At 29.5% G+C, this 21,833-nt stretch carries 22 protein-coding genes; 2 read left to right on the top strand and 20 right to left on the bottom strand.

All coding sequences use genetic code 11. From position 1 onward, the window contains the following. Positions 1-3: 3 nt before the first annotated feature. Positions 4-1,686, bottom strand: a complete 1,683-nt coding sequence (locus tag AC4PG3_RS07700; RefSeq protein ID WP_492196082.1) for a GspE/PulE family protein — start codon at positions 1,684-1,686, stop codon at positions 4-6. A gap of 235 nt (positions 1,687-1,921) precedes the next feature. Here AC4PG3_RS07700 and AC4PG3_RS07705 point away from each other — a divergent pair, with 235 nt between their 5' ends. Then, a complete protein-coding gene (locus tag AC4PG3_RS07705; protein ID WP_492196083.1) occupies positions 1,922-2,575 on the top strand; it encodes a YhcN/YlaJ family sporulation lipoprotein in 654 nt (217 codons plus the stop codon). A gap of 30 nt (positions 2,576-2,605) precedes the next feature. Here the strand turns inward: AC4PG3_RS07705 and sigK are convergent, their stop codons facing one another. The 18 genes from sigK to AC4PG3_RS07795 all read right to left on the bottom strand — a co-directional run bounded on the left by sigK (position 2,606) and on the right by AC4PG3_RS07795 (position 19,259). Next, entirely contained in the window at positions 2,606-3,310 is a 705-nt protein-coding gene (gene sigK, locus AC4PG3_RS07710; RefSeq protein WP_492196084.1) for an RNA polymerase sporulation sigma factor SigK, read from the bottom strand. 34 nt (positions 3,311-3,344) lie between these two features. Continuing rightward, entirely contained in the window at positions 3,345-5,003 is a 1,659-nt protein-coding gene (locus AC4PG3_RS07715; RefSeq protein ID WP_492196085.1) for a peptidoglycan D,D-transpeptidase FtsI family protein, read from the bottom strand. A gap of 60 nt (positions 5,004-5,063) precedes the next feature. Continuing rightward, positions 5,064-5,696, bottom strand: a complete 633-nt coding sequence (gene udk / locus AC4PG3_RS07720; protein ID WP_492196086.1) for a uridine kinase — start codon at positions 5,694-5,696, stop codon at positions 5,064-5,066. Positions 5,697-5,698: 2 nt separating this feature from the next. Next, a complete protein-coding gene (locus AC4PG3_RS07725) occupies positions 5,699-6,928 on the bottom strand; it encodes a peptidase U32 family protein (protein ID WP_492196087.1) in 1,230 nt (409 codons plus the stop codon). After that, positions 6,925-7,575 carry an O-methyltransferase gene (locus AC4PG3_RS07730; RefSeq protein WP_492196088.1) on the bottom strand — a complete coding sequence of 217 codons (651 nt, stop codon included), beginning with the start codon at positions 7,573-7,575 and terminating at the stop codon, positions 6,925-6,927. The genes AC4PG3_RS07725 and AC4PG3_RS07730 overlap by 4 nt, the downstream gene beginning before the upstream one ends. Positions 7,576-7,612: 37 nt before the next feature. Beyond that, the gene (locus AC4PG3_RS07735; RefSeq protein WP_492196089.1) at positions 7,613-8,104 is read right to left on the bottom strand and encodes a QueT transporter family protein; all 492 of its coding nucleotides are present in this window, start codon (positions 8,102-8,104) and stop codon (positions 7,613-7,615) included. A 100-nt stretch (positions 8,105-8,204) separates the two neighbouring features. Then, on the bottom strand, positions 8,205-9,866 hold the full coding sequence (locus tag AC4PG3_RS07740; protein ID WP_492196090.1) for a ribonuclease J: 1,662 nt from the start codon (positions 9,864-9,866) through the stop codon (positions 8,205-8,207). 81 nt (positions 9,867-9,947) lie between these two features. Then, the gene (locus AC4PG3_RS07745; protein WP_492198214.1) at positions 9,948-10,385 is read right to left on the bottom strand and encodes a Fur family transcriptional regulator; all 438 of its coding nucleotides are present in this window, start codon (positions 10,383-10,385) and stop codon (positions 9,948-9,950) included. Between the two features lie 63 nt (positions 10,386-10,448). After that, complete coding sequence (locus tag AC4PG3_RS07750; RefSeq protein WP_492196091.1) at positions 10,449-10,697, bottom strand: DUF1292 domain-containing protein; 249 nt, start codon at positions 10,695-10,697, stop codon at positions 10,449-10,451. 7 nt (positions 10,698-10,704) lie between these two features. Further along, positions 10,705-11,121 (bottom strand): Holliday junction resolvase RuvX, encoded by a 417-nt coding sequence (gene ruvX / locus AC4PG3_RS07755; protein WP_492196092.1) that lies wholly within the window; start codon positions 11,119-11,121, stop codon positions 10,705-10,707. Between the two features lie 13 nt (positions 11,122-11,134). Further along, positions 11,135-12,082: an aldo/keto reductase gene (locus tag AC4PG3_RS07760; protein WP_492196093.1), complete on the bottom strand. Its 948-nt coding sequence runs from the start codon at positions 12,080-12,082 to the stop codon at positions 11,135-11,137. 95 nt (positions 12,083-12,177) lie between these two features. After that, positions 12,178-12,438: an IreB family regulatory phosphoprotein gene (locus AC4PG3_RS07765; protein WP_492196094.1), complete on the bottom strand. Its 261-nt coding sequence runs from the start codon at positions 12,436-12,438 to the stop codon at positions 12,178-12,180. A 45-nt stretch (positions 12,439-12,483) separates the two neighbouring features. Beyond that, a complete protein-coding gene (gene alaS, locus AC4PG3_RS07770; RefSeq protein ID WP_492196095.1) occupies positions 12,484-15,120 on the bottom strand; it encodes an alanine--tRNA ligase in 2,637 nt (878 codons plus the stop codon). Between the two features lie 102 nt (positions 15,121-15,222). Further along, entirely contained in the window at positions 15,223-16,428 is a 1,206-nt protein-coding gene (locus tag AC4PG3_RS07775) for an AI-2E family transporter (RefSeq protein WP_492196096.1), read from the bottom strand. A gap of 51 nt (positions 16,429-16,479) precedes the next feature. Then, the gene (gene nifU, locus AC4PG3_RS07780) at positions 16,480-16,917 is read right to left on the bottom strand and encodes a Fe-S cluster assembly scaffold protein NifU (RefSeq protein WP_492196097.1); all 438 of its coding nucleotides are present in this window, start codon (positions 16,915-16,917) and stop codon (positions 16,480-16,482) included. After that, entirely contained in the window at positions 16,917-18,095 is a 1,179-nt protein-coding gene (gene nifS / locus AC4PG3_RS07785) for a cysteine desulfurase NifS (protein WP_492196098.1), read from the bottom strand. Before nifS ends, nifU begins: the two co-directional genes overlap by 1 nt. Positions 18,096-18,105: 10 nt before the next feature. Beyond that, on the bottom strand, positions 18,106-18,531 hold the full coding sequence (locus AC4PG3_RS07790) for an RrF2 family transcriptional regulator (protein ID WP_492196099.1): 426 nt from the start codon (positions 18,529-18,531) through the stop codon (positions 18,106-18,108). Positions 18,532-18,653: 122 nt separating this feature from the next. Continuing rightward, positions 18,654-19,259: a hypothetical protein gene (locus AC4PG3_RS07795; protein ID WP_492196100.1), complete on the bottom strand. Its 606-nt coding sequence runs from the start codon at positions 19,257-19,259 to the stop codon at positions 18,654-18,656. A gap of 86 nt (positions 19,260-19,345) precedes the next feature. On the opposite strand from AC4PG3_RS07795, the gene AC4PG3_RS07800 reads away from it, so the two are divergent. Further along, positions 19,346-20,827: a hypothetical protein gene (locus AC4PG3_RS07800; protein ID WP_492196101.1), complete on the top strand. Its 1,482-nt coding sequence runs from the start codon at positions 19,346-19,348 to the stop codon at positions 20,825-20,827. 33 nt (positions 20,828-20,860) lie between these two features. Here AC4PG3_RS07800 and AC4PG3_RS07805 read toward each other — a convergent pair whose 3' ends face one another. Further along, positions 20,861-21,814: an L-threonine 3-dehydrogenase gene (locus AC4PG3_RS07805; protein ID WP_492196102.1), complete on the bottom strand. Its 954-nt coding sequence runs from the start codon at positions 21,812-21,814 to the stop codon at positions 20,861-20,863. Positions 21,815-21,833 lie beyond the last annotated feature (19 nt).

The following is a 21,833-nucleotide window of genomic DNA, read 5'->3' on the forward strand; positions in this document are numbered from 1 at the left end:
CTCCTATCCTAGGGTAAACCCTACTCTTAATACTTCTTCATATGGGGTTTCTCCTTTTATGGCTCTATTTGATACAGATTCCAATAATGTTTTCATCCCATCTTCTAAAGCCTTTCTTCTTATTACATCTATATTTACTTCTTTATCTATTAATCTTCTTAGATTTTTATTTATAGGCATAACCTCATGTACAGCACCACGACCTTTATATCCATTATTACAAGAACTACAACCTATAGGTTTATAGAGCTTTAATTTTTCTTCTTTTGATATGCCTAATAATTCTTTTTCCATATCACTTGCAAAATATTCTTCTTTACATTTAGGGCAAAGAAGTTTTATTAATCTTTGAGATATTATCCCTATAACTGCAGAGGACACTAAATAAGGTTCTATTCCCATATCTATAATCCTTGCTATAGTCGATGGACTATCATTTGTATGTAGTGTTGATAATACAAGGTGTCCTGTTATGGCGGCTCTAATTGCTATTTCTGCAGTTTCTCCATCTCTAATTTCTCCCACCATTACTATATCAGGGTCTTGTCTTAAAATAGATCTAAGTCCTGTTGCAAAGGTAAGTCCAGATTTTGGATTAGTTTGCACTTGATTTATTCCATTTAATTTATATTCTACTGGATCTTCTACAGTTATTATGTTTTTTTCTATCTTGTTTAGTTCTTGAAGCACTGTATAAAGTGTAGTTGTCTTTCCACTTCCAGTAGGGCCCGTGACTAATATCATTCCATAAGGCTGAGATAATATATTATTAAAATTTTTTAAGTCTTTTTGACTAAAACCTAAAGATTCTTTAGTAAAATTAAAACTTGTCCTATCTAATAGCCTAATTACAGTTTTTTCTCCATAAACTGTTGGCAGTGTAGAAATACGCATATCTATTTCTTTTCCATTGATTTTTGTTTCTACTCTACCATCTTGAGGAATTCTTTTTTCTGCTATATTCATACCACCTATAATCTTTATTCTAGTAATTATTCCAGATAATGTGTTTTTAGATAGAGTCATTATTTCTTTTAAATCTCCATCTATACGAAATCTAACCCTTATATCTCTTTGATAAGGTTCTATATGTATATCTGAAGCCTTCTCTTTTACAGCTTGTTCAATAATTGAATTTAAAAGTTTTACTATAGGTGCTGTAGTAACTTCTAGCATTTCTTCTTCCTCATAATCTAATGTATCTATTGGATTGAATGAGTCTTCAAATTCTTCTAATACTTTTTTAGTTGACTCACTACTATAATATTTATCTATTAAATCTTCAATATCAGATTTATCAGCAATAACTGTCTCAATTTCTCTTTTTGTGTATAATTTTACATCATCTGTTGCAAAAAAATTTAAAGGATCAATCATGGCAACAACAAGTTTTTCACCTTTTTTGTCTATAGCTATAAGTGTATATTTTCTAACTACAGATTCAGGAATTACAGTTACATAATCAAGATTTATTTCATATTTAGCTAAATCAACCCTAGGAAAACCCAATTGATACTCTAAAGCTTCGACTATATCATCTTGTGTTACCCACCCTTTTTTCACTAAAATTTCTCCTGTCTTCATAGAATTATTTTTTTGTTCTCTTATAACTTCCTTTAATTGTTCTGTATTTATTTTTCCTGAATATACGAGTATCTCTCCTAATTTTGAATTTGTATTTTCCATAAAATCACCCTTTAATGAATTAAAAACCATATTATTTTATTATTCTACATTTATTTTGAAAATCCTTCTTTTTTTGAAATTTTTATAAATTTATTATTTTATTTGATTTAAAAATATATCATTTATGATAAGATTTATTATGATGATTAATATGGTTAGTTTATACATTTTAATTAAAAATTAGTTCAAATAAATTATAGATATTGTGCAAGACTATTTATAGGAGGTGGAAAATTTGAAAATTAAAAAATCAAATTTATTTGTTTTAGCTTTAGCATTAGTTCTATCTTTAACTATAGTAGGATGTACTGATAATCCTGATGATACTGGTATGAATGATAGAGATAGACTATCAACTCAAACTAGAATAAACAATAGATGGGATAATGGAGCTAATGATAATTGGAATAGAGATAATAATATGAATGAAGACAATTTAGGAATTAGAAATGATTTAAACAATGGTATGAATAACTCAGGTACAAATGATTATGTAGATGAAAATCTAAATAATGGAATGACTAGATCAGGAAATATGAATAATTTAAATACCATTGCAGAAAATCTATCTAGAGATATAACAGATCTGCCAGAAGTAAGTAAAGCTTCTGTAGTTGTAAGCGATGATACTGCTTTAGTAGGAGTTAGTCTAAGAGGAAAAACTCAAAATACAATGACTACTACATTAAGACGTAAAATTGAAAAGATGGTAAAGGATAAAAGTAACAATATTAAAAACGTTTCTGTAACTACTGATCCAGATTTATATACTAGAATTCAAAGTATGTCTACTAGTATAATGAATGGAAACCCAGTAGATGACTTTACTGATGAAATAGGAGATCTTTTTAGAAGAATGGGTAGAGGTATAAATAATATTGTTAGATAAAAAAAAGCTGAAACTTAAGTTTCAGCTTTTTTATTCTGCTTTTTCCATTGCTCTATTTAATTTTTCTATAGCTCTGCTTTCGATTCTTGATACATACGATCTTGAAATACCCAAACATTTTCCTATTTCCCTTTGAGTTCTATAATGTCCATCTACAAGTCCATATCTTAAGAGTATTATCTTTTTCTCTCTTCCTTCTAAATATCTATTGATACAATTATATAGTTTTTTAGTTTCAAGACGCAAATCCACTTCATCTATTACTATGTCTTTTCCTGTTCCCAGTATATCTAATAGATTTATCTCATTCCCCTCTTTATCTTTCCCTATAGGCTCATGAATTGAATGTTCTAATTTGATTTTTTTTGTAGATCGAATACTCATTAAAATTTCATTATCAATACATCTTGCTGCATATGTAGCAAGCCTTGTTCCCTTGTCAGAGTTATATGTTTCAATTCCCTTTATAAGACCTATAGTTCCTATAGAAATAAGATCATCTATATCCTTCCCTGTATTGTTGTATTTTTTCACTATATGAGCAACTAATCTCAAATTTCTCTCTATAAGTACATCTTTAGCCTCTCTATCCCCCTTTGAATATAAATCTAAGTATTTTTTTTCTTCTTCCCTATTCAAGGGTTGAGGAAATGAATTAGAGCTAATCATATACCCACATAGTATAATAAATGGCTTTAATAAAATACTTGTCAATAAATAGAAAGCATTCTTCACACTAACACCCCCATGATATATTAGTATATGTGCTTTAGGGGTGATTAGTGCTAGTACTATATATAAGTTTTATAATTTTTTCAAATATTGGTGCTGCACTTTGAGATCCAGATATTGAATCTTCAACTAAAACCGTAATGATATACTCTGGATCTAAGCTAGGATAAAATCCGGTAAACCATCCATTTATAACAGGTTTTCCCCTCACAACTGATTGAGCAGATCCAGTTTTACCACCAGCGCTTCCTATGTTTTTTAAATCCATCTTTTTAGCTGTACCTTTTTCTACTACAAGTCTTAGCATTTCCAAAACCTTCTTAGATGACTCTTCTGATATAATTCTTATATCTTCTGATTTTTGATATTCTTTTATGATCTTTCCTTCTTTATTTGTAATTCCCTTCACTAATGTAATTTGCTTTTTTATTCCGCCATTTACTAAGGTAGTCAAAATACTACTCATTTGAAGAGGAGTAACTTCAATTTTTCCTTGCCCTATTGATATATTTCCTATAGCAGCCCCGTACATATCATATTTATCAGGTAAATTCCCCCTTACCTCTTCTGCTAAACCAATACCTATCTTTTCTCCCAATCCAAACTTTTTTGCCATTTCTATAATATTTTTAGCTCCTAACTGTTTTCCAAGCTTTACAAATAATGAATTACATGATATAGCAAATCCATCTTCTAAGCTTATATTCCCATGTTTACCTGTACAATTTATCCTTATTCCATTAACTTCTTCAAAACCTTCACATAGATATGTTTCTTTTATATCTATATCTTCAGCTTCTAGAAGTGTAAGTAATACTATTATTTTAAATATAGAACCAGGAGGATATGAAACTTGAAGAGTTTTATTGTAAAGAGCCATATCTGTAGAATCAAAGAATTTTTCAATTTCATTCTGATCAAAATTTGGTCTGGAGATCATGGCAAGTATTTCTCCAGAATTAGCATTAGATACTAATACGGCCCCATCTATATTTGCTTCATCTAAAATTTTTTCAACTCCCCTTTGGAGTTCATAATCTATAGTAAGCTTTACTCCAGCAGGATCTCTTGGATCTATATTATCTGTTACATATTCTTTACCACCTATTATCATAGACTTATTCCTAGAATATTCAAGTATTAAAGAATTAGTATCTTCTAGTTTTAAAAATTCATCAAAAGTTTTTTCTATACCAGATTCTCCAGTGTTTTCAGCTTTATTTATATATCCAATTACATGGGATAAAATATTTTTATTATTATATCGATTTATCATATCTACTAAAAATAAATTTTCATATTCCTCCGGAAGTTCAAATCCTTGTTGTAATGGTATTTTAAGGGTGTTTTCACTTGAGGATATCATCTCTTTTAATTTATTTTTACTCAAAACAGTATTTTTTTCAATTTCTTTATATAAAACATCATCTTCTTTTAATAAACTTCTTTGTAAAATTAAAGTTGGAACTGTTTTATTATTTGTAAGTTTTACATTTTTTCTATCAAATATAGTTCCTCTTTTAGGTTCTAAAGATATTTTTTGACTTCGCTGTCTTAAAGCAGCATCATAATATTCATCTGATTTATATATTTGAATATAGTATAATCTTAAACTTAAAGCAAAAAAAATTATACAAATCAAAATACTACTGATAATAATTCTCTTTTTAAATATATTTTTTTGAAGTTCATCCATCAAAAAACCTCCTAGACTATGTCAATATTATATTATTAGCATAATCTGTAGGAGGTATTCCTATATATTTTTATTTTTATTTAGTATAGAGTTTATCTTTGTAACTAATATATCTATGGCTACTTTATTGTAACCTCCTTCTGGAATTACGATATCTGCATATCTCTTAGTAGGTTCTATAAATTGAAGATGTGCTGGTCTTACTGTGTTCATATATTGCAATATAACAGACTCTAATGTTCTTCCTCTATCTTTTATATCTCTAAGTATTCTTCTAATAACTCTTACATCAGAATCTGTGTCTACAAATATTTTTATATCTAATAGATCTCTAATTGCTTCTTCAGAAAGAATTAATATCCCCTCTAATATTACTATATCCCTTGGCTCTACAGTAATTGTTTCTTTTTTTCTATTATGAATTTCAAAATCATATATAGGTTTTTCTATTGTGTTTCCCTTTAACAATTCTTTTAAATGTTCTATAAGTAATTCATTATCAAAGGCAAAGGGGTGATCATAATTAGTCTTAATTCTCTCTTCTAGGGAAAGATGGCTTTGATCTTTATAGTATGAATCCTGTTCTATAATAGTTATATCTTCTTTATCTATATATTTAAAAATCTCTGTGGATACTGTAGATTTTCCAGAACCTGTCCCTCCTGTAATTCCAATAAGAATTGGTCTGTTCACAATTATTCCCCCTTAATTTTCCTTAATAAATCAAATTTATTTAGTTCTTTCTCTGTTTTAATCTTAATTATCTGTTGAGCATGGGGTGCTACTTCTATCTCCTCATCTTTTTCATTCCACATTTTATCTATTTTTTGTACAAAAAAGTCTTTATTGGGCCCAAATATTTCTACTTCATCACCTACAAATATTCGATTTCTCTGCTCTAATGTGGCTATTTTCGTATCTTTATCATAATCTATTACCATAGCTACAAAATCATATTCCCTAGTATATCCACTTGTCCCATAATTCTGAGCTTCTGCACCTGGGTTTCCGAAGTAAAAACCTTTAGTAAAATTTCTATAGCTTGCTTTTTTTATCTCTTCTAGCCACTTTGGATTATATTTATAATTATTAGGATCTTTATAGTAATTATCTAAAGCCATTCTATAAGCTCTTATTATAGTTGCAACATAATAGGCACTCTTTACTCTACCTTCTATTTTAAAACTTGTAATTCCTGCTTCTATAAGCTCCTTTATATGTTCTATCATACAAAGATCCTTTGAATTAAATATAAAGGTACCTTCGTCTTCTTCATGAACTGGGAAGTATTCTCCAGGTCTTTTTTCCTCCATGAGATAATATTTATATCTACAAGGATGAGCACAATCTCCTCTATTTGCATCTCTACCTGTCATATAATTACTTAAAAGACATCTACCAGAGTATGACATACACATTGCTCCATGGATAAACGCTTCTATCTCCAAATCTTTTGGAAGTCGTTTTGTAATATTTTTAATTTCTTCAAAAGATAATTCTCTAGCTAAAACTACCCTTCTTACACCTAAATTATACCAAAACATAATAGTTTCATAGTTTGTAACACTAGCCTGAGTACTAATATGTATATTTAGACTTGGCTCTATTTTTCTTATAATCGAAAACATACCTGGATCTGCTACTATTACTCCATCTACCTGGATATTCTTAAGAGATTTTATATAATCTTCAATTCCTTCTAAATCATTATCATGTGGAATTATGTTTAGAGTCACATAGACCTTTTTGCCTCTATGGTGGGCAAATTCTACACCCTTTTTTATATCCTCTAAGGAAAAGTTTTTAGACGCTTTTCTAAGACCAAATGCCTCCCCACCTAGATACACTGCATCTGCTCCGTAGATTATAGCCATTTTTAATTTTTCTAAATCACCTGCTGGTGCCAATAATTCTACTTGATTCAAATTTCTTCCTCCTTATATGTCAATGCCACGCCATCACCTATTGGTATTATAGATGAAATGTAACCATCAATTTGATTTATATATTTTAAAAATTTTCTAAGTCGTTTTACTATAGTTATTTTTCTTCTTTTTACTAATTTATCACTTGCTACCATTCCTCTAAATAATACATTATCAGAAATTATAAGTCCAGAGGGATTTAATAATTTCATAGCATGTTCTAAAAATTCCATATATTGTCCCTTTGCAGCATCTATAAATATTAAGTCATATTTTTCTTCTAAAAGTGGTAACACTTCTCTTGCATCACCCCATATTACATTAATTTTATCTTTATATGGAGATTTAGAAATGTTTTCTTTTGCCATAATTAGCATATTTTCATTTTTCTCAATAGTTGTTATCTTACAGTCTTTTGCTGTTTCTGCCATCACTAAAGCAGAATAACCTATGGCAGTTCCCACCTCTAAAATTTTTTTGGGTTTTAAAAGTTTTAGCTGAAGTCTTAAAAACTGTGCTACTTCTGGCTCAATAATTGGTACATGGTTTTCTTCTGCATAATTTTCCATATCTAAAAAATAAGCATCTCTTTGAGGTAAAACACCTCTTATATAATTTTCTATATAGTCTTCATTTATATTTGTCATTTAATCAACCTACTTACTATATATTTTTAAATTTATATCAATACTCTCTGAAATTAGTAGATTTCTCATATACATATAGGATAATATTTCCAAATAATAAAAGAGATATTAATTCTCCTCCACCTATTCCTAATGCAGTATATAAATAGGGAATCTTTGTAAAGTATGATACCCATATAGGTACTATTAATCCATTTAAAAGTACTGGTGGAATTATTCCAACAAATTTATTTTTGGCCTTAGAAGTTAGATAAGCTGCTAATAAAGTTACTAAACTCCCTCCTATAATATCTACAAGTCCAAAGCCTGAATATGGTGCAAGCAATAAGTTTGAAAGAAGACATCCTATAAATACACCTGGTACTGCTGCAGACTCTACCAAAGGTAAAAGTACTAATCCTTCTGCAATTCTAAGTTGTATAGGTCCAAATGTAAGGCTCGCAAGAGGAAATGGCAATACTTGAATCAGCACTAATACTATGTAGATAGCTGCTATTAAACTTGCCTTTGTTAAATATTTAATATTCATTTTTATCCCTCCATATTTACATACTATATCTAGTATAGCATTTATTAACAAGATTAAAAAGTTGTATCCCTGGTATAATTTTATACCAGGGATACATTATTTATACTTCCATTATGATTGGTAGTATCATTGGATTTCGCTTTATCTTATCATACAGATATGACTTTAGAGAATCTCTAATATTATATTTTAATGTAGCCCAATCTGTAATCTTTTTTTGCTCACATTCATCTAATACTTTTCTAACTACTGCTCTGGCTTCTTCCATAAGATCTTCTGATTCTCTTACATATACAAATCCTCTAGATATTATATCTGGGCCAGATATTACAATCTTTTCTTGCTTACTTATTGTAACTACAATTACAATAAGACCATCTTGAGATAAGTGTTTTCTATCTCTTAATACTATATTACCTACATCGCCAACCCCTAATCCATCTACTAAGATTTTACCTGCTGGTACATTTTTGCCTACTCGAGCACTATCCTCTGTTAATTCAAGGGTTTGCCCATTTTCCATTATAAATATATTTTCTTTTTCACGTCCCATTAATTCTGCAATCTCAGCATGTTTCTTTAGATGTCTAAATTCTCCATGAACAGGTATAAAGTACTTTGGCTTTACCAAAGATTGGATTAATTTTAATTCTTCTTGTCGAGCATGACCTGAAACATGAACTTCTGCTAAGGATTCATATATTACCTTTGTACCATTTTCTATTAATTTATTTATTATATTTGATACTGTTTTTTCATTTCCAGGAATAGGTGTAGCTGATATAACTACTAAATCATCTTCTAAAAGTGAAATCTTTCTATGTTCTGAAAGTGCAATTCTAGTTAAAGCTGACATTGGCTCCCCTTGAGAACCTGTAGTTATTATTGCTAATTCATTTTTATTATATTTGTTCATATCATTTATATCTATTAAAGTATCTTCTTGAACATGTAAATACCCTAAATCCTTTGCAACAGTAGTAGTATTTAACATAGATCTTCCAGATAATACTATTTTTCTGTTATTTAGCTCTGCTGCATCTATTATTTGTTGAATTCTATGAACATTTGAGGCAAAAGTAGCTATTAAAATTCTACCTTCTGCATTGCTAAAAATTTCTCTCAAAGTATTTCCAACGCTACTTTCACTCATAGTGTATCCTGGTCTTTCGGCATTGGTACTATCTGCCATCAAAGCTAATACACCTTTGCTTCCAAGTTCAGCTAGTCTATTTAAATCCATCACATCACCAGTTATAGGTGTAAAATCAATTTTAAAATCTCCTGTGTGTATTACAATTCCAACCGGACTATGGATAGCTACAGCAGCACTATCTGGTATACTGTGGCTAGTTTTTATAAATTCAACATCGAAAACTCCTAAAGATATACTATCACCGTGCTTTACTTCATTTAATCTTACATTATTTAATTTATGCTCTTTAAACTTAGTTTGTATAAGTCCCAAAGTTAGTTTAGTTGCATATATAGGTATATCTAATTTCTTTAATGCATAGGGAATAGCTCCTATATGGTCTTCGTGTCCATGTGTTATTACCATTCCTCTAATTTTGTGTTTATTCTTAAATAGATAAGTAATATCAGGTATAACTATATCTACTCCTAACATTTCATCCTCCGGGAAAGTCATTCCGCAATCCAATATAACTATATCGTCTTTATACTCAAATACAGTTATATTCTTCCCCACTTCTCCCAATCCACCTAAAGGGATTATTTTTAATTTTTCCTTTCGACTCACTCTATCACTCCACTTTCTCTTTCTATTTATATTTAGTATGATTCATTTCCGCAAAAAAATTCTCTAAAATATAGAGAACCCCTAAAGGTTCTCTTTACAGTCACTACAATATCCATAAAATTTTACATTGTGATCTACTATCGTAAAATCTTTATCTTTTTCAATCTCATTTTCCAAGGATTCCAAAAGATCTAATTGCACCTCTATAACTTTCCCACATTTTAGACATAACAAATGATGATGGTGGTGGTCCTCCGTACCTAAATCCAATTCATACCTGCTACACCCATCATCAAAATTTAATTTATAAACTATATTTAATTTTTCAAATAATAATAAGGTTCTATAAACAGTTGCGATACCTATCTCTGGATTTCCTTTAGATATAATACTAAAAATTTCATCACAGCTTAAATGTTTATCATTATTTTCCGCCATAACCTCTAAAATAATTTTCCGTTGGTGAGTTAATTTATATCCCCTATCTTTTAAGATATCTTTATATACTTCAATATCAATTTTCAATTTATTCACCCGTTCATATCTATTTATTAATATATAATACTTTCATAAATTTGTCAACTACTGTAAATTTTCCCTAGAGAGTTCCTCATATATTTCTTGTGCTTCTTTTAATTCTTCATCATCTATACCTACTAAATATTCTTCTCCATTTTCATCTATATCTATCCTTAAAATATAAGTGGGAGTTTGAATATCATCTACAGGCATAAGCGCAACATAATCAGTGTCATCTAAACTAAATTTTGCCTTTACAATAAACTCCACTTCATTTCCTAATTCATCATAAAATAAATGTCTTTCTTTCATTACTATCTCACCTTTCTAAACCATCTAGATATGATTGCAATATAAATACAGCTGCAACCTTATCTATAACTTTCTTTCTATTTTCCCTTCTCATATCCCCTTCAATTAATACTCTTTCTGCCGATACTGTAGTAAGCCTTTCATCTACATAAATTATTTCAACATTAAATTTATTTTTAAGCTTTTGTGCAAACTTCATAGTCTTCTCACTTTGAGCCCCTAGACTTCCATTCATATTTTTCGGAAGGCCTACTACTACTTTTTTTATCTCATATTCATTTATTATATCCTCTAAGGCTTTAAAATCCTTCTTTTTACCTTCTCTTCTAATGGTGGTAACTCCTTGAGCAGTTAATAAAAGTAAATCACTTACTGCTACACCAATAGTCTTATCTCCCACATCTAATCCTAGTATTCTTTCCATTTTACACTCCAATTTAAATTACTTTTATACAAAATTCAGGACATACTGTAGCACAGTACCCACATAGTATACATTTTTCATTTGGAACAGCTTTTTTATTTATTAAACTAATTCCTCCCTGTTTACACCTTTTTTCACAATTACCACAACCTATGCAGTAATCAGCCACTATTAATCTTCTTTCCTTTTTCTTTAAGTGTTCCTTTACAGTTTCAGGTATATAGGAATTTTTAAAAAAACTTACATTTGCATCTATTTCATCTCTCGACTGCATACCGATTGCTATAGAATCTATATATGATAAATCTTTTACAAATTTAAAGGCTGATTCCACATCTTTTATCAAATGTCCTCCACCTAAAGGTTTCATACCATAAATTCCTTTGTTCATCCCATGGACTTCTTCTAAAACTTTTAGCATATCTTCTATATTTCCATCTTGAATTCCTATACCTTCTTTATTAATTATAGGATGAACTACTTCTAACTCTTTTACCTCTTTTAAGGCTAAAGCTCCTGAAATTCTATGAGTAGATATGCCAACAGCTCTTATTTTACCTTCGGATTTAGCTTTAAGTAAATATTCTATAGCTTCAAAATGTCCTCTAACGGTATGTATGCTCTCTTGCTCATGCAAGAGAAATAAATCTATATAGTCTGTATCAATCCTTCTTAAAGCATCCTCTAAACTTTTTTTAGCTAAATCCTTTGTATACGCATAAGTCTTTGTAGCTATAACGTATTTGCTTCTATCTATATATTTTAATGCTTCTTTTATATATTCATAATTGTCATATAACTCAGCTGTATCTAAAAAGTTAATTCCCTTTTCATAGGCATATCTTATTAAATCCGCACCTTTTTTTATACTAAGATTAGCTTGAAAGGGAGTCATAGTAAGACTCCCAAAGCAAAGTCTAGAAACTTCTATATTAGTATTTCCAAGTATTCTCTTTTCCATTAATAAACATCCACCTTAAAATCAAATAAATATAAATATAGAAACAAAACCTTGCCCTATAATACTATTTAATATTCTATCTTACATATAATTTCTTACTTATTACAGTTTAAATATTCCCTTAATATATCTTCTAATAATTCATCTCTTTCTATCTTTCTAATTATATTCCTAGCATTATTATAGCTAGTTATATAAGTAGGGTCTCCAGAAAGAATATATCCTATTATTTGATCTATTGGATCATATCCCTTCTCTTCTAGAGCTGCAAATACTAAATTGAGTATTTCCTTTGGCTCTCTTGTATTTTCTTTAGGCATATCAAACATCATAGTTTCATCAAAATCTTTATTCACCAAATCACTCCTCTAATTTTAGTATATTACATTTTAAAAATTATTTTAAGATTTTATACTTTCCTCTATTAAGGCTGATATATTTTCTAATGCACTATTTAATTTACTAATATCCTTTCCTCCTGCTTGTGCCATATCTGGTCTACCGCCACCATTACCACCTGTAGCTTTAGCAACTTCTCGTACTATATTCCCAGCTAAAATTCCTTTTTTATTTAGATCCTTAGTAACCATTGTTAAAAATAAAATTTTATCATCTACTGTTGATGCTAAAACTATAACTGCCGATTCAATTTTATTCTTTAACTCGTCTCCTAAATTTCTAAGTCCATCCATATCCACATCTTCTAATCTATAAGTAATCAAATTTATCCCTTTTATTTCTTTTTTAGCGTCTAATATTTCTTTTGAGATATCCTTTGACTTTTCCTTTTTCATCTTCTCTATATCACGATCTTTTTGTTTTAATTCATCTACTATACTCTGTGACTTTAATAATAAATTCTCTTTATTTGTCTTTAAAACACTTCCTAGGTCATCTAATTGTTTTTCTAGATCATTTAAATATCTATATGTCTCCATACCTGTTATGGCTTCTATACGTCTTACTCCAGATGCTATACCAGTTTCAGAGATTATTTTAAATAGGCCTATAGCTCCAGTGTTTTTTACATGAGTACCTCCACATAATTCTTGTGAATAGTCTCCCATCTTAATTATTCTTACTTCATCTCCATATTTTCCTTCAAATAATCCTATTGCACCTGTCTCTTTAGCTTCTTTTAAAGATGTTTTTATAGTTTTAACTTCTAAAGCTTCTAATACCTTTTGATTTACTTTTAATTCAATCTCTTTTGTTTCCTCTATAGTTAATCCTTCAAAGTGAGTAAAGTCAAATCTAAGTCTATTAGATAAAACTATGGAACCTGCCTGATTTACATGCTCTCCTAAAGTATCCTTTAGAGCTTGATGTAATAAATGTGTAGCTGAGTGATTTCTCATTAGTGCCAATCTTTCATCTTCATCTACTGTAGAAACAACTTCATAGCCTTCTTCAATCCTTCCACTTACAACTTTAACCATATGAAGAATTGAGTTTTCTGGCCCAATCTTAGTATCATTTACAATAGCACTAAAGTTTTCATTCTCTATAATTCCCTTGTCTCCCACTTGTCCTCCAGATTCACCATAAAAAGGAGTTTCATCTAATACTATAATACCCTCATTTCCAGTTTCTAAATAAGATACTTTTTTGTTATCTTTAAAAAGACCAGTAATAGAAGAGTTAGTTGAAAGAGTTTCATACCCTTTAAAAATAGATTTAAATCCTTTAAATAAATCTTCTTCTTTATTTCCCCATCCACCTTTATCTTCTACTCTTGCTTTTCTTGCTCTATCTTTTTGAGCTTTCATATGTTTATCAAAACTCAATTCATCTACATCCAAGCCTTTTTCTTCTAAGATTTCTCTAGTTAAATCTAAAGGAAATCCAAAGGTATCATATAGTTTAAAAGCATCTTGTCCCTTTAGAATCTTTTCTCCATTTTTATTCATACAAAGTATATAATCTTCTAGTATGTCCATGCCTTGATCTATCGTTTCTTGAAACTTATCTTCTTCAGCTTTTATTATTTTTTTAATTTGAGCTTCTCTTACTTTTAATTCACTATATTCTACTTTCCAAGAGTTAATAACTACCTCTACAACTTCAGTTAAAAACTCTCTATTTATACCAAGCAATTTTCCATGTCTTGCAGCTCTACGAATTAGCCTTCTAAGCACATAGCCTCTTCCTTCATTACTAGGTAAAATTCCATCAGATACCATAAAGGTCATGGCTCTTACATGATCAGTTATAACCCTTATGGATGTATCTTTATCCTTATCAGTTTTATATTTAAATCCACTTATTCTTTCTACAGTGTGTAAAATATCTTGTATTGCCTTTACTTCAAATATATTATCAGCTCTTTCCATAACTGCGGCAATTCTTTCAAGCCCCATACCTGTATCTATATTTGGATGTGATAGTGGATGATATACTCCATTTTCATCTTTGTCAAATTGGGTAAACACTAGGTTCCATACCTCTATAAATCGATCACACTCACAACCAGGTTTACAATTTTTGTCTCCACATCCGTATTCTTCTCCTCTATCAATATATATTTCTGAACAAGGACCAGAAGGTCCTACTTCTAGCTCCCAAAAGTTGTCGGTCTTTCCTAGAGGTACAATTTTTTCTTTCGGTACATTAATTTCTTTATTCCAAATTTCAAAAGCTTCTATATCCTCTTCATATACTGAAACCCATAGATCATTTTCATCTATTTCCATCCTCTCAGTTAAAAATTCCCATGCCCAACTAATAGCTTCACGTTTAAAGTAGTCTCCAAAGGAAAAATTTCCAAGCATCTCGAAAAAAGTCGCATGTCTGTCCGTCTTCCCTACATTCTCTATATCTCCTGTTCTTATACACTTTTGACAGGTAGTCATTCTATTTTGAGGCGGAACAGCTTCTCCAGTAAAATATTTTTTTAATGGAGCCATACCAGCACCAATTAAAAGTAGGGATTTATCATTTTTAGGTATCAAGGAGTAGCTAGGAGCCACAAGATGTTCCTTTTCTTTAAAAAATTCTAAAAATTCTCTTCTTATTTCATGTAATCCAATATTTTTCATAACACACCTCTTCATAATTGTCTAATTTATCAAAAATCTCCCCCAACACTGGAGGAGAGCTAATGTTCTATATTTGAATTATAATTTAATATGTTCTATTTGTCAATTAGAGTTTATCTTATTTTCCTTTATTTTCCCTATTATAAAATTCAATATAATTCTAATGATAGCCACTGATGGTACCGAAAGTATCATACCAAATACTCCAAATATTCCTCCACCTATTATAATTGAAAGAAGAATAATAAGAGGATGCATGTTCATAGTCTCTCCTATTATCTTTGGAGCAAGTAGGTTGTTTTCAGCCCATTGTATAAATACAAAAAATATTGTAACCCAAACTATTTTTATCGGGCTTGATATAGCAGCAAAAAATGCAGCTGGAATATATCCTATAAGAGGGCCTATATATGGTATTATATCTGCAAACCCAGTTATAAATCCTATAACAATCGCAAAATCTATGCCTAATATAAGTAACATAATTGTAGTTGCAATACCTACATATAGTGACATCAAAAGTCTTCCTCTAATGAACAAAGTTAGAGAAAGATCTATTTCCCTCGCTAGAATAATTACATCCTTTTTATATTTTCTAGGAATCATATTTGTTATTCTCTTTTTAAAATATCTTTTATCAACTAAAAAGTAATAAGTAAGTATTGGAGTTAAAATTATATTTACTAGCTTTAATGCCACCCCTATTATACTTCCAGCAAAAACTTCCAGACTATTTATTATCATATTTTCTAATTTTATTATATTCTCCATTACTATATCTTCTACTCCTTGAAATAAAGGCGGAAGTCCTCCTAGAGTAGAATAATATTTTGTGTATATATTGTCTATCATTTCTGATGCTTGCTCTATATATTTTGGTAAATTATTTACTAGTCTTTTAATCTCTGTCCCAGATTTTGGTGCAATTAAAAAAGCAAATATAAAAAATATGGCAAGTATTGATAGATACAATATTAAAATAGCATTTCTTCTTTTAATATTTTTGCTTTCTAGTCTATCTATTATTGGGTTAAAAGTATAAGCTAATATTATAGATATAATCAAGGTAATAAGTATATCATATAAGAAATTATTATATTCAAAAATTTTCATTAAAGTATATAAGCCTATTAGCAAACCTAGACTTTTAAATATTTTTCTATTATTAATTTTTATTTTTTTGTCCTCCGGAATAAATTTATTACCTATATTGATAAGATAATATACTAACAATAATAAAAACAATATAGAAATCATTAATATGGACTTAGCTAGAAAATCCGGTACTGAAGCTATATTTATACTCATATTATCACCTTAATATATTAATAAGGCAGCTTAAAGCTGCCCTATTAATTTTTATTCTTCTTCTATGTGATCATGAAGATGCTCATCATCAAAATCTACATCTTCTAGTCCTTCTATATGAACCCCAGTTTTTTTAGAATAATCTAATAGTGCAGACTTAATAGCCTGCTCAGCTAATACTGAACAGTGCATCTTAACAGGTGGAAGTCCATCTAGTGCATCTGCTACTGCTTTGTTTGTAATCTCCATTGCTTCTTCTATACTTTTCCCTTTTATAAGTTCAGTAGACATACTTGATGAAGCTATAGCAGAACCACATCCAAAAGTTTTAAATTTCACATCCGATATTATATTATCATCTATTTTTAAATACATTTTCATTATATCTCCGCATTTTGCATTTCCAACTTCTCCTACACCATCTGCATTTTCTATTTCCCCCATATTTCTTGGGTGCATAAAGTGATCCATTACCTTTTCACTATACATTATTTTTCCCCCTTAACTTTTTCATATAGTGGTGACATATCCCTCAACCTTTGTACTATTTGTCCTAAATTTTCAACCACATAATCAATTTCTTCTTTTGTATTTTCTTCACTTAAAGAAAGTCTAAGTGATCCATGTGCTATTTCGTGGGATAATCCAATAGCAAGTAATACATGGGATGGATCTAATGATCCTGATGTACAAGCTGAGCCACTAGAGCCTGCTATACCTACCATATCAAGACTTAATAATAAGGATTCTCCTTCTATAAATTGGAAACTAAAATTTACATTCCCAGGAAGTCTCTTATTTCTATGACCATTTAATCTTATATAATCTATGTTTTTTTCTATTTTTTCTATTAAATATTCTCTTAGAGAAATTAATCTTTCTCTATGACTATCTAAATTTTCATAAGCTAATTCTAAAGCTTTACCCATTCCAACAATTGATGGTACATTTTCAGTTCCGGCTCTTTTAGATCTTTCTTGACCTCCACCTATAATAAGAGGATCTATTTTTATGCCTTTTCTAATATATAATGCTCCTATACCCTTAGGACCATTAAACTTATGAGCAGACATTGATAATAAATCTATATTCAATTCATTTACATCTATTTCTATATTCCCCATTGCTTGAACTGCATCTGTGTGAAATAATATTTTATTTTCTTTTGCAATCTCACCTATTTCTTTAATAGGTTGCATGGTACCTATCTCATTATTTGCAAACATTATAGTTATTAGGATAGTAGAGTCTTTAATTGAGCTTTTAAGTTGTTCTAAATCTACTATTCCATCTTCATCTACATCTAAATAAGTAACTTCAAAACCTTGTCTTTCTAAATATTCACATGCATGTAAAACTGCATGATGTTCAATCTTACTTGTTATTATATGATTTCCCTTATTTTTATTATTATACGCAATTCCTTTTATTGCCCAGTTATCTGATTCAGAACCTCCACCAGTAAAGTATATCTCTTTTGATTGAGCATTAAGAACTTTTGCTATTTGATCTCTAGCTTTTTCAACTGCAACCTTAGATTTTGATCCTAAAGAATAAACACTTGAAGGATTCCCATATTTTTCAGTAAAATATGGCATCATAGCTTCTAAAACTTCCTCTTTAACAGGTGTAGTTGCTGCATTATCCATATAAATATAATTCCTCATCATTATCCTCCTAATTTTTAGTTTCCGTATCTTTAATATCATTTATCATATCTTTTAAGGTGATCGAATCTATAACTTCATCTATACTATCTTTTATCTTAACAAATACTATTTTTGATGCACAAGTATCTTCTTTTAAACATTCAGCTTTATCTGTGGCGCAATCTGCAGGAGCTAAATCCCCTTCTAGTGATCTTAAAATATGACCTACAGTGATTTCTTCTGGAGCTCTTGCCAGCATGTATCCACCTTGTGCACCTCTAACACTTGCTAATAATTTATCCCTTCTCAATGTAGAAAATAATTGCTCAAGATAGCTATCTGAAATATTTTGCTTTAAAGCTATATTCTTTAATGGCACTGGTCCATTTCCATATTCTAAAGCCAGTTGAAACATTGCCATTAGTCCATATCTGCCCTTAGTGGATATCTTCATTTTTTCACCTCTTTTAATTCCAAGTAATTTACTTGGTATTCATATTGAAATTATATTATATCCCAGTAACTTTGTCAAGATTATTTATCACAAAAAAAAAGGAGCCTAGGCTCCAAGAGAATTTATTGTGGTAGTTGAGGAGGGAAAAATTCTGGAAAATCTGATTCATCAAATTCTTCACAGATATCTTCAGGGGAGAACTCTGTACACTCCGGTGGTTCTGGACAATATCCAAAAGCTGGAATCCAAAGTTGTACTGTTCCTACTACCTTTACTATAATATATGTTCCTACTGAAAAGCTCAATATATCTCCTGTTTTAATTGGTTGAGCTAATACTATAGAACTAGTCTCTATAACTATTCTAAACTCAAATTCATCTCTTGCATCAGGAATGTATAATATTATATCCTTTTCTATATCTGGTAAAACACTTTCTAAAATTATATTTCCATTTGGATCTAAAACTTGATATGGAATTCTAACCAAAAATCTTACTCTTCTAAAATCAGGTTGTCCTTCTATATCAGTTACTACTAAAGTATTAGGAACTATAAATCCTGGTCTAAATCTAATGCGTCCAAAATCTTCACAGTCTATATCTACTTCTACTTCCGGAAAACACTCTCTTTGTTGACAGCTTGCAAATACTTTATCAACTATAATACAATCTTTATCTATACATCCCAATACTTCCATTTTTTCATCTACTTTTTTTAAATCTTCCATCTATTTCACTCCTATTTTAATATATTTACTTCTAATTACATACTATGTAATAGATAGTATTATGTGATAAAAGGAGAAGTGATTTTATGGAAAATTATATAAAAGATTATTTAGTAATAAATAGTGAAGATAGATTCTTTACTTTTAATTTAAGTTCTAAAAATACTCTAAGCTATAAAATATACAATAATAAATTCAATACAATTGATGAAAATATTTTAAAAGTAAGAAATGTATTGAAATATTCTATAGCTCTAGATAATGAGAATAATACACATATACTATATCTACTTAAATGTGGAACTTTATATCTACAAACTTATAACAATAAAGTATGGAAGGAATCCATAATTGGTAAATTTGATTTAAAATCAAATAAATACTATCAATTAGAACTATTTTTTATAAATGGTAAATTTCACATCATATGTGGATATTCTAATTTAATAAACCCTAATATATGTACTATTGAACACATTATTTATAAGGAAAGTATAGAACAGAGATATAATGTGATAAGATATGTTTCAATAAAAAAGAAACCTGATTTTTCTGTGGACTATGATTCATCTGGAGCTATTCATATACTCTATAACACTACTACAAACACTAAATCATATATATACCATTGCTTTTATAGTCCCTATAGAAAGTCATGGAGCAATAATCCTAAATCACTTTGGGAAGGATTAAATAATGGATTTTCTTATATATTTATAGATAAAATGAAAAGCATACATAGCTTATGGCTTAAAAAATCAAATACTAGCTATGGACTATCCTATAAAAAAATGGATACTACAGGCCAAAATCAATATACTTGGAGAGATATATCTGTAGATAATATGTATATTCCAAAAGATACCCCCTTTACATTATATGAAAAAGATAAAATTCTTTATATTTCTTTTATTGTAGATAGAACTATAAATATTTTTAAATCTCAGGATTACGGAAGTTCCTGGGTAAATGAAAACCAAATAAAATATACTAATATTTCTAAAATAAAGACTCTAGTAAATAAAAATTTATATCCAAATTTAAAAATTAAACATCTACTAGATGATTTTACAGATATAAGTAACTCTAAAACCCTAAAAAAGTTATTTCCCAATTTCAAATCTAATTCTAAAGGAGCAGAACCCTTGTATGTAAAAAATAACAAAGATTTAAATATGGAAAATAAGGATATAGATGAATTAGAAAAAATTATAGAAGATCTATTTATAAATAAAGTATCCGAAAATGATAAATCAGAAGAAGTATTAAAAGATATATTTATAAACAATATCTCTAATTACGGAGAACTGGATTTTCAGCATATAAAAGATGATTTAAATAAAAGCGTAGAAGAAAATATTAAAACAGAAGATAGTTTAGAGCAGTTAAATTTAGAAATAAAAGATATCAAATCACAGATCCAACAAATTTTAAATTCTCAATTGAGTTTAGAGAAAAAAATCAATATACTTTTAGATAAAGGCGATTCTTTTGAAGAAGAAATACTTAAAATTAAGGAGGAAATAAAAGAACTTCCAGTTCCAATGTTAAAAAAATTATTTAAATGAAAAACCTTCCTCAAGACTGAGGAAGGTTTTTCTCTATTTAAGCTTTTCTCTTAGTTTTTCTAACATATCCTTTGTCATACCATCTAAATCATATTTAGGATTCCAGCCCCATTCTCTCCTTGCTGCACTATCATCTAAGGAATTCGGCCAAGAATCTGCAATACTTTGCCTTACCGGATCTACATCATAAGAAAGTTCAAATTCAGGTATAAACTTTCTAATAGAGTTCTTCATATCTTCTGGATCAAAACTCATGGCAGTTACATTGAAAGCATTTCTATTTATTAGCTTTTCACCATCTGCTTCCATAAGACCTATTATTGCATCTAGAGCATCTGGCATATACATCATATCCATCTTAGTCCCTTTATCTATAAAAGATGTATATTTACCATTTTTAATTGCCTCATAGTAAATATGGACTGCATAATCAGTAGTACCTCCACCTGGTAAAGCTTTATATGATATTAGTCCTGGAAATCTAACTCCTCTAGTGTCTACTCCAAATTTCTTATAGTAGTAGTCGCAAAGTAATTCTCCAGCTACCTTTGTTACACCATACATTGTATTGGGTCTTTGGATTGTAACCTGGGGAGTATTGTCCTTTGGTGTAGATGGTCCAAAAGCTGCTATAGAACTTGGAGTAAATATTTGGCAATTTTCTTCTTTCCCCACTTGTAAAACATTATAGAGCCCATTCATATTCGCTTCCCAACAGGCATTAGGTCTTTCTTCCCCCTTGGCAGATAAAATAGCTGCTAAATTTATAATAGTATTTATATTATGTTTCTTAACAACTTCCGATATTTTCTCTCCCTCTATAATATCTAGTTCTTCAAAGGGTCCACTCTCTATTAACTCTTCTTGTCCTTGTTTTCTACTTCTACTACTAGCAATAACATTTTCATTACCATAAATCTCTCTCAATTTAAAAGTTAAATCTGAACCAATTTGTCCTAAAGCTCCAGTAACTAAAATTTTTCTCATATTCTCCCCCTCCATAATT

It is taken from the genome of Tissierella sp. QWL-11, from assembly GCF_058683765.1.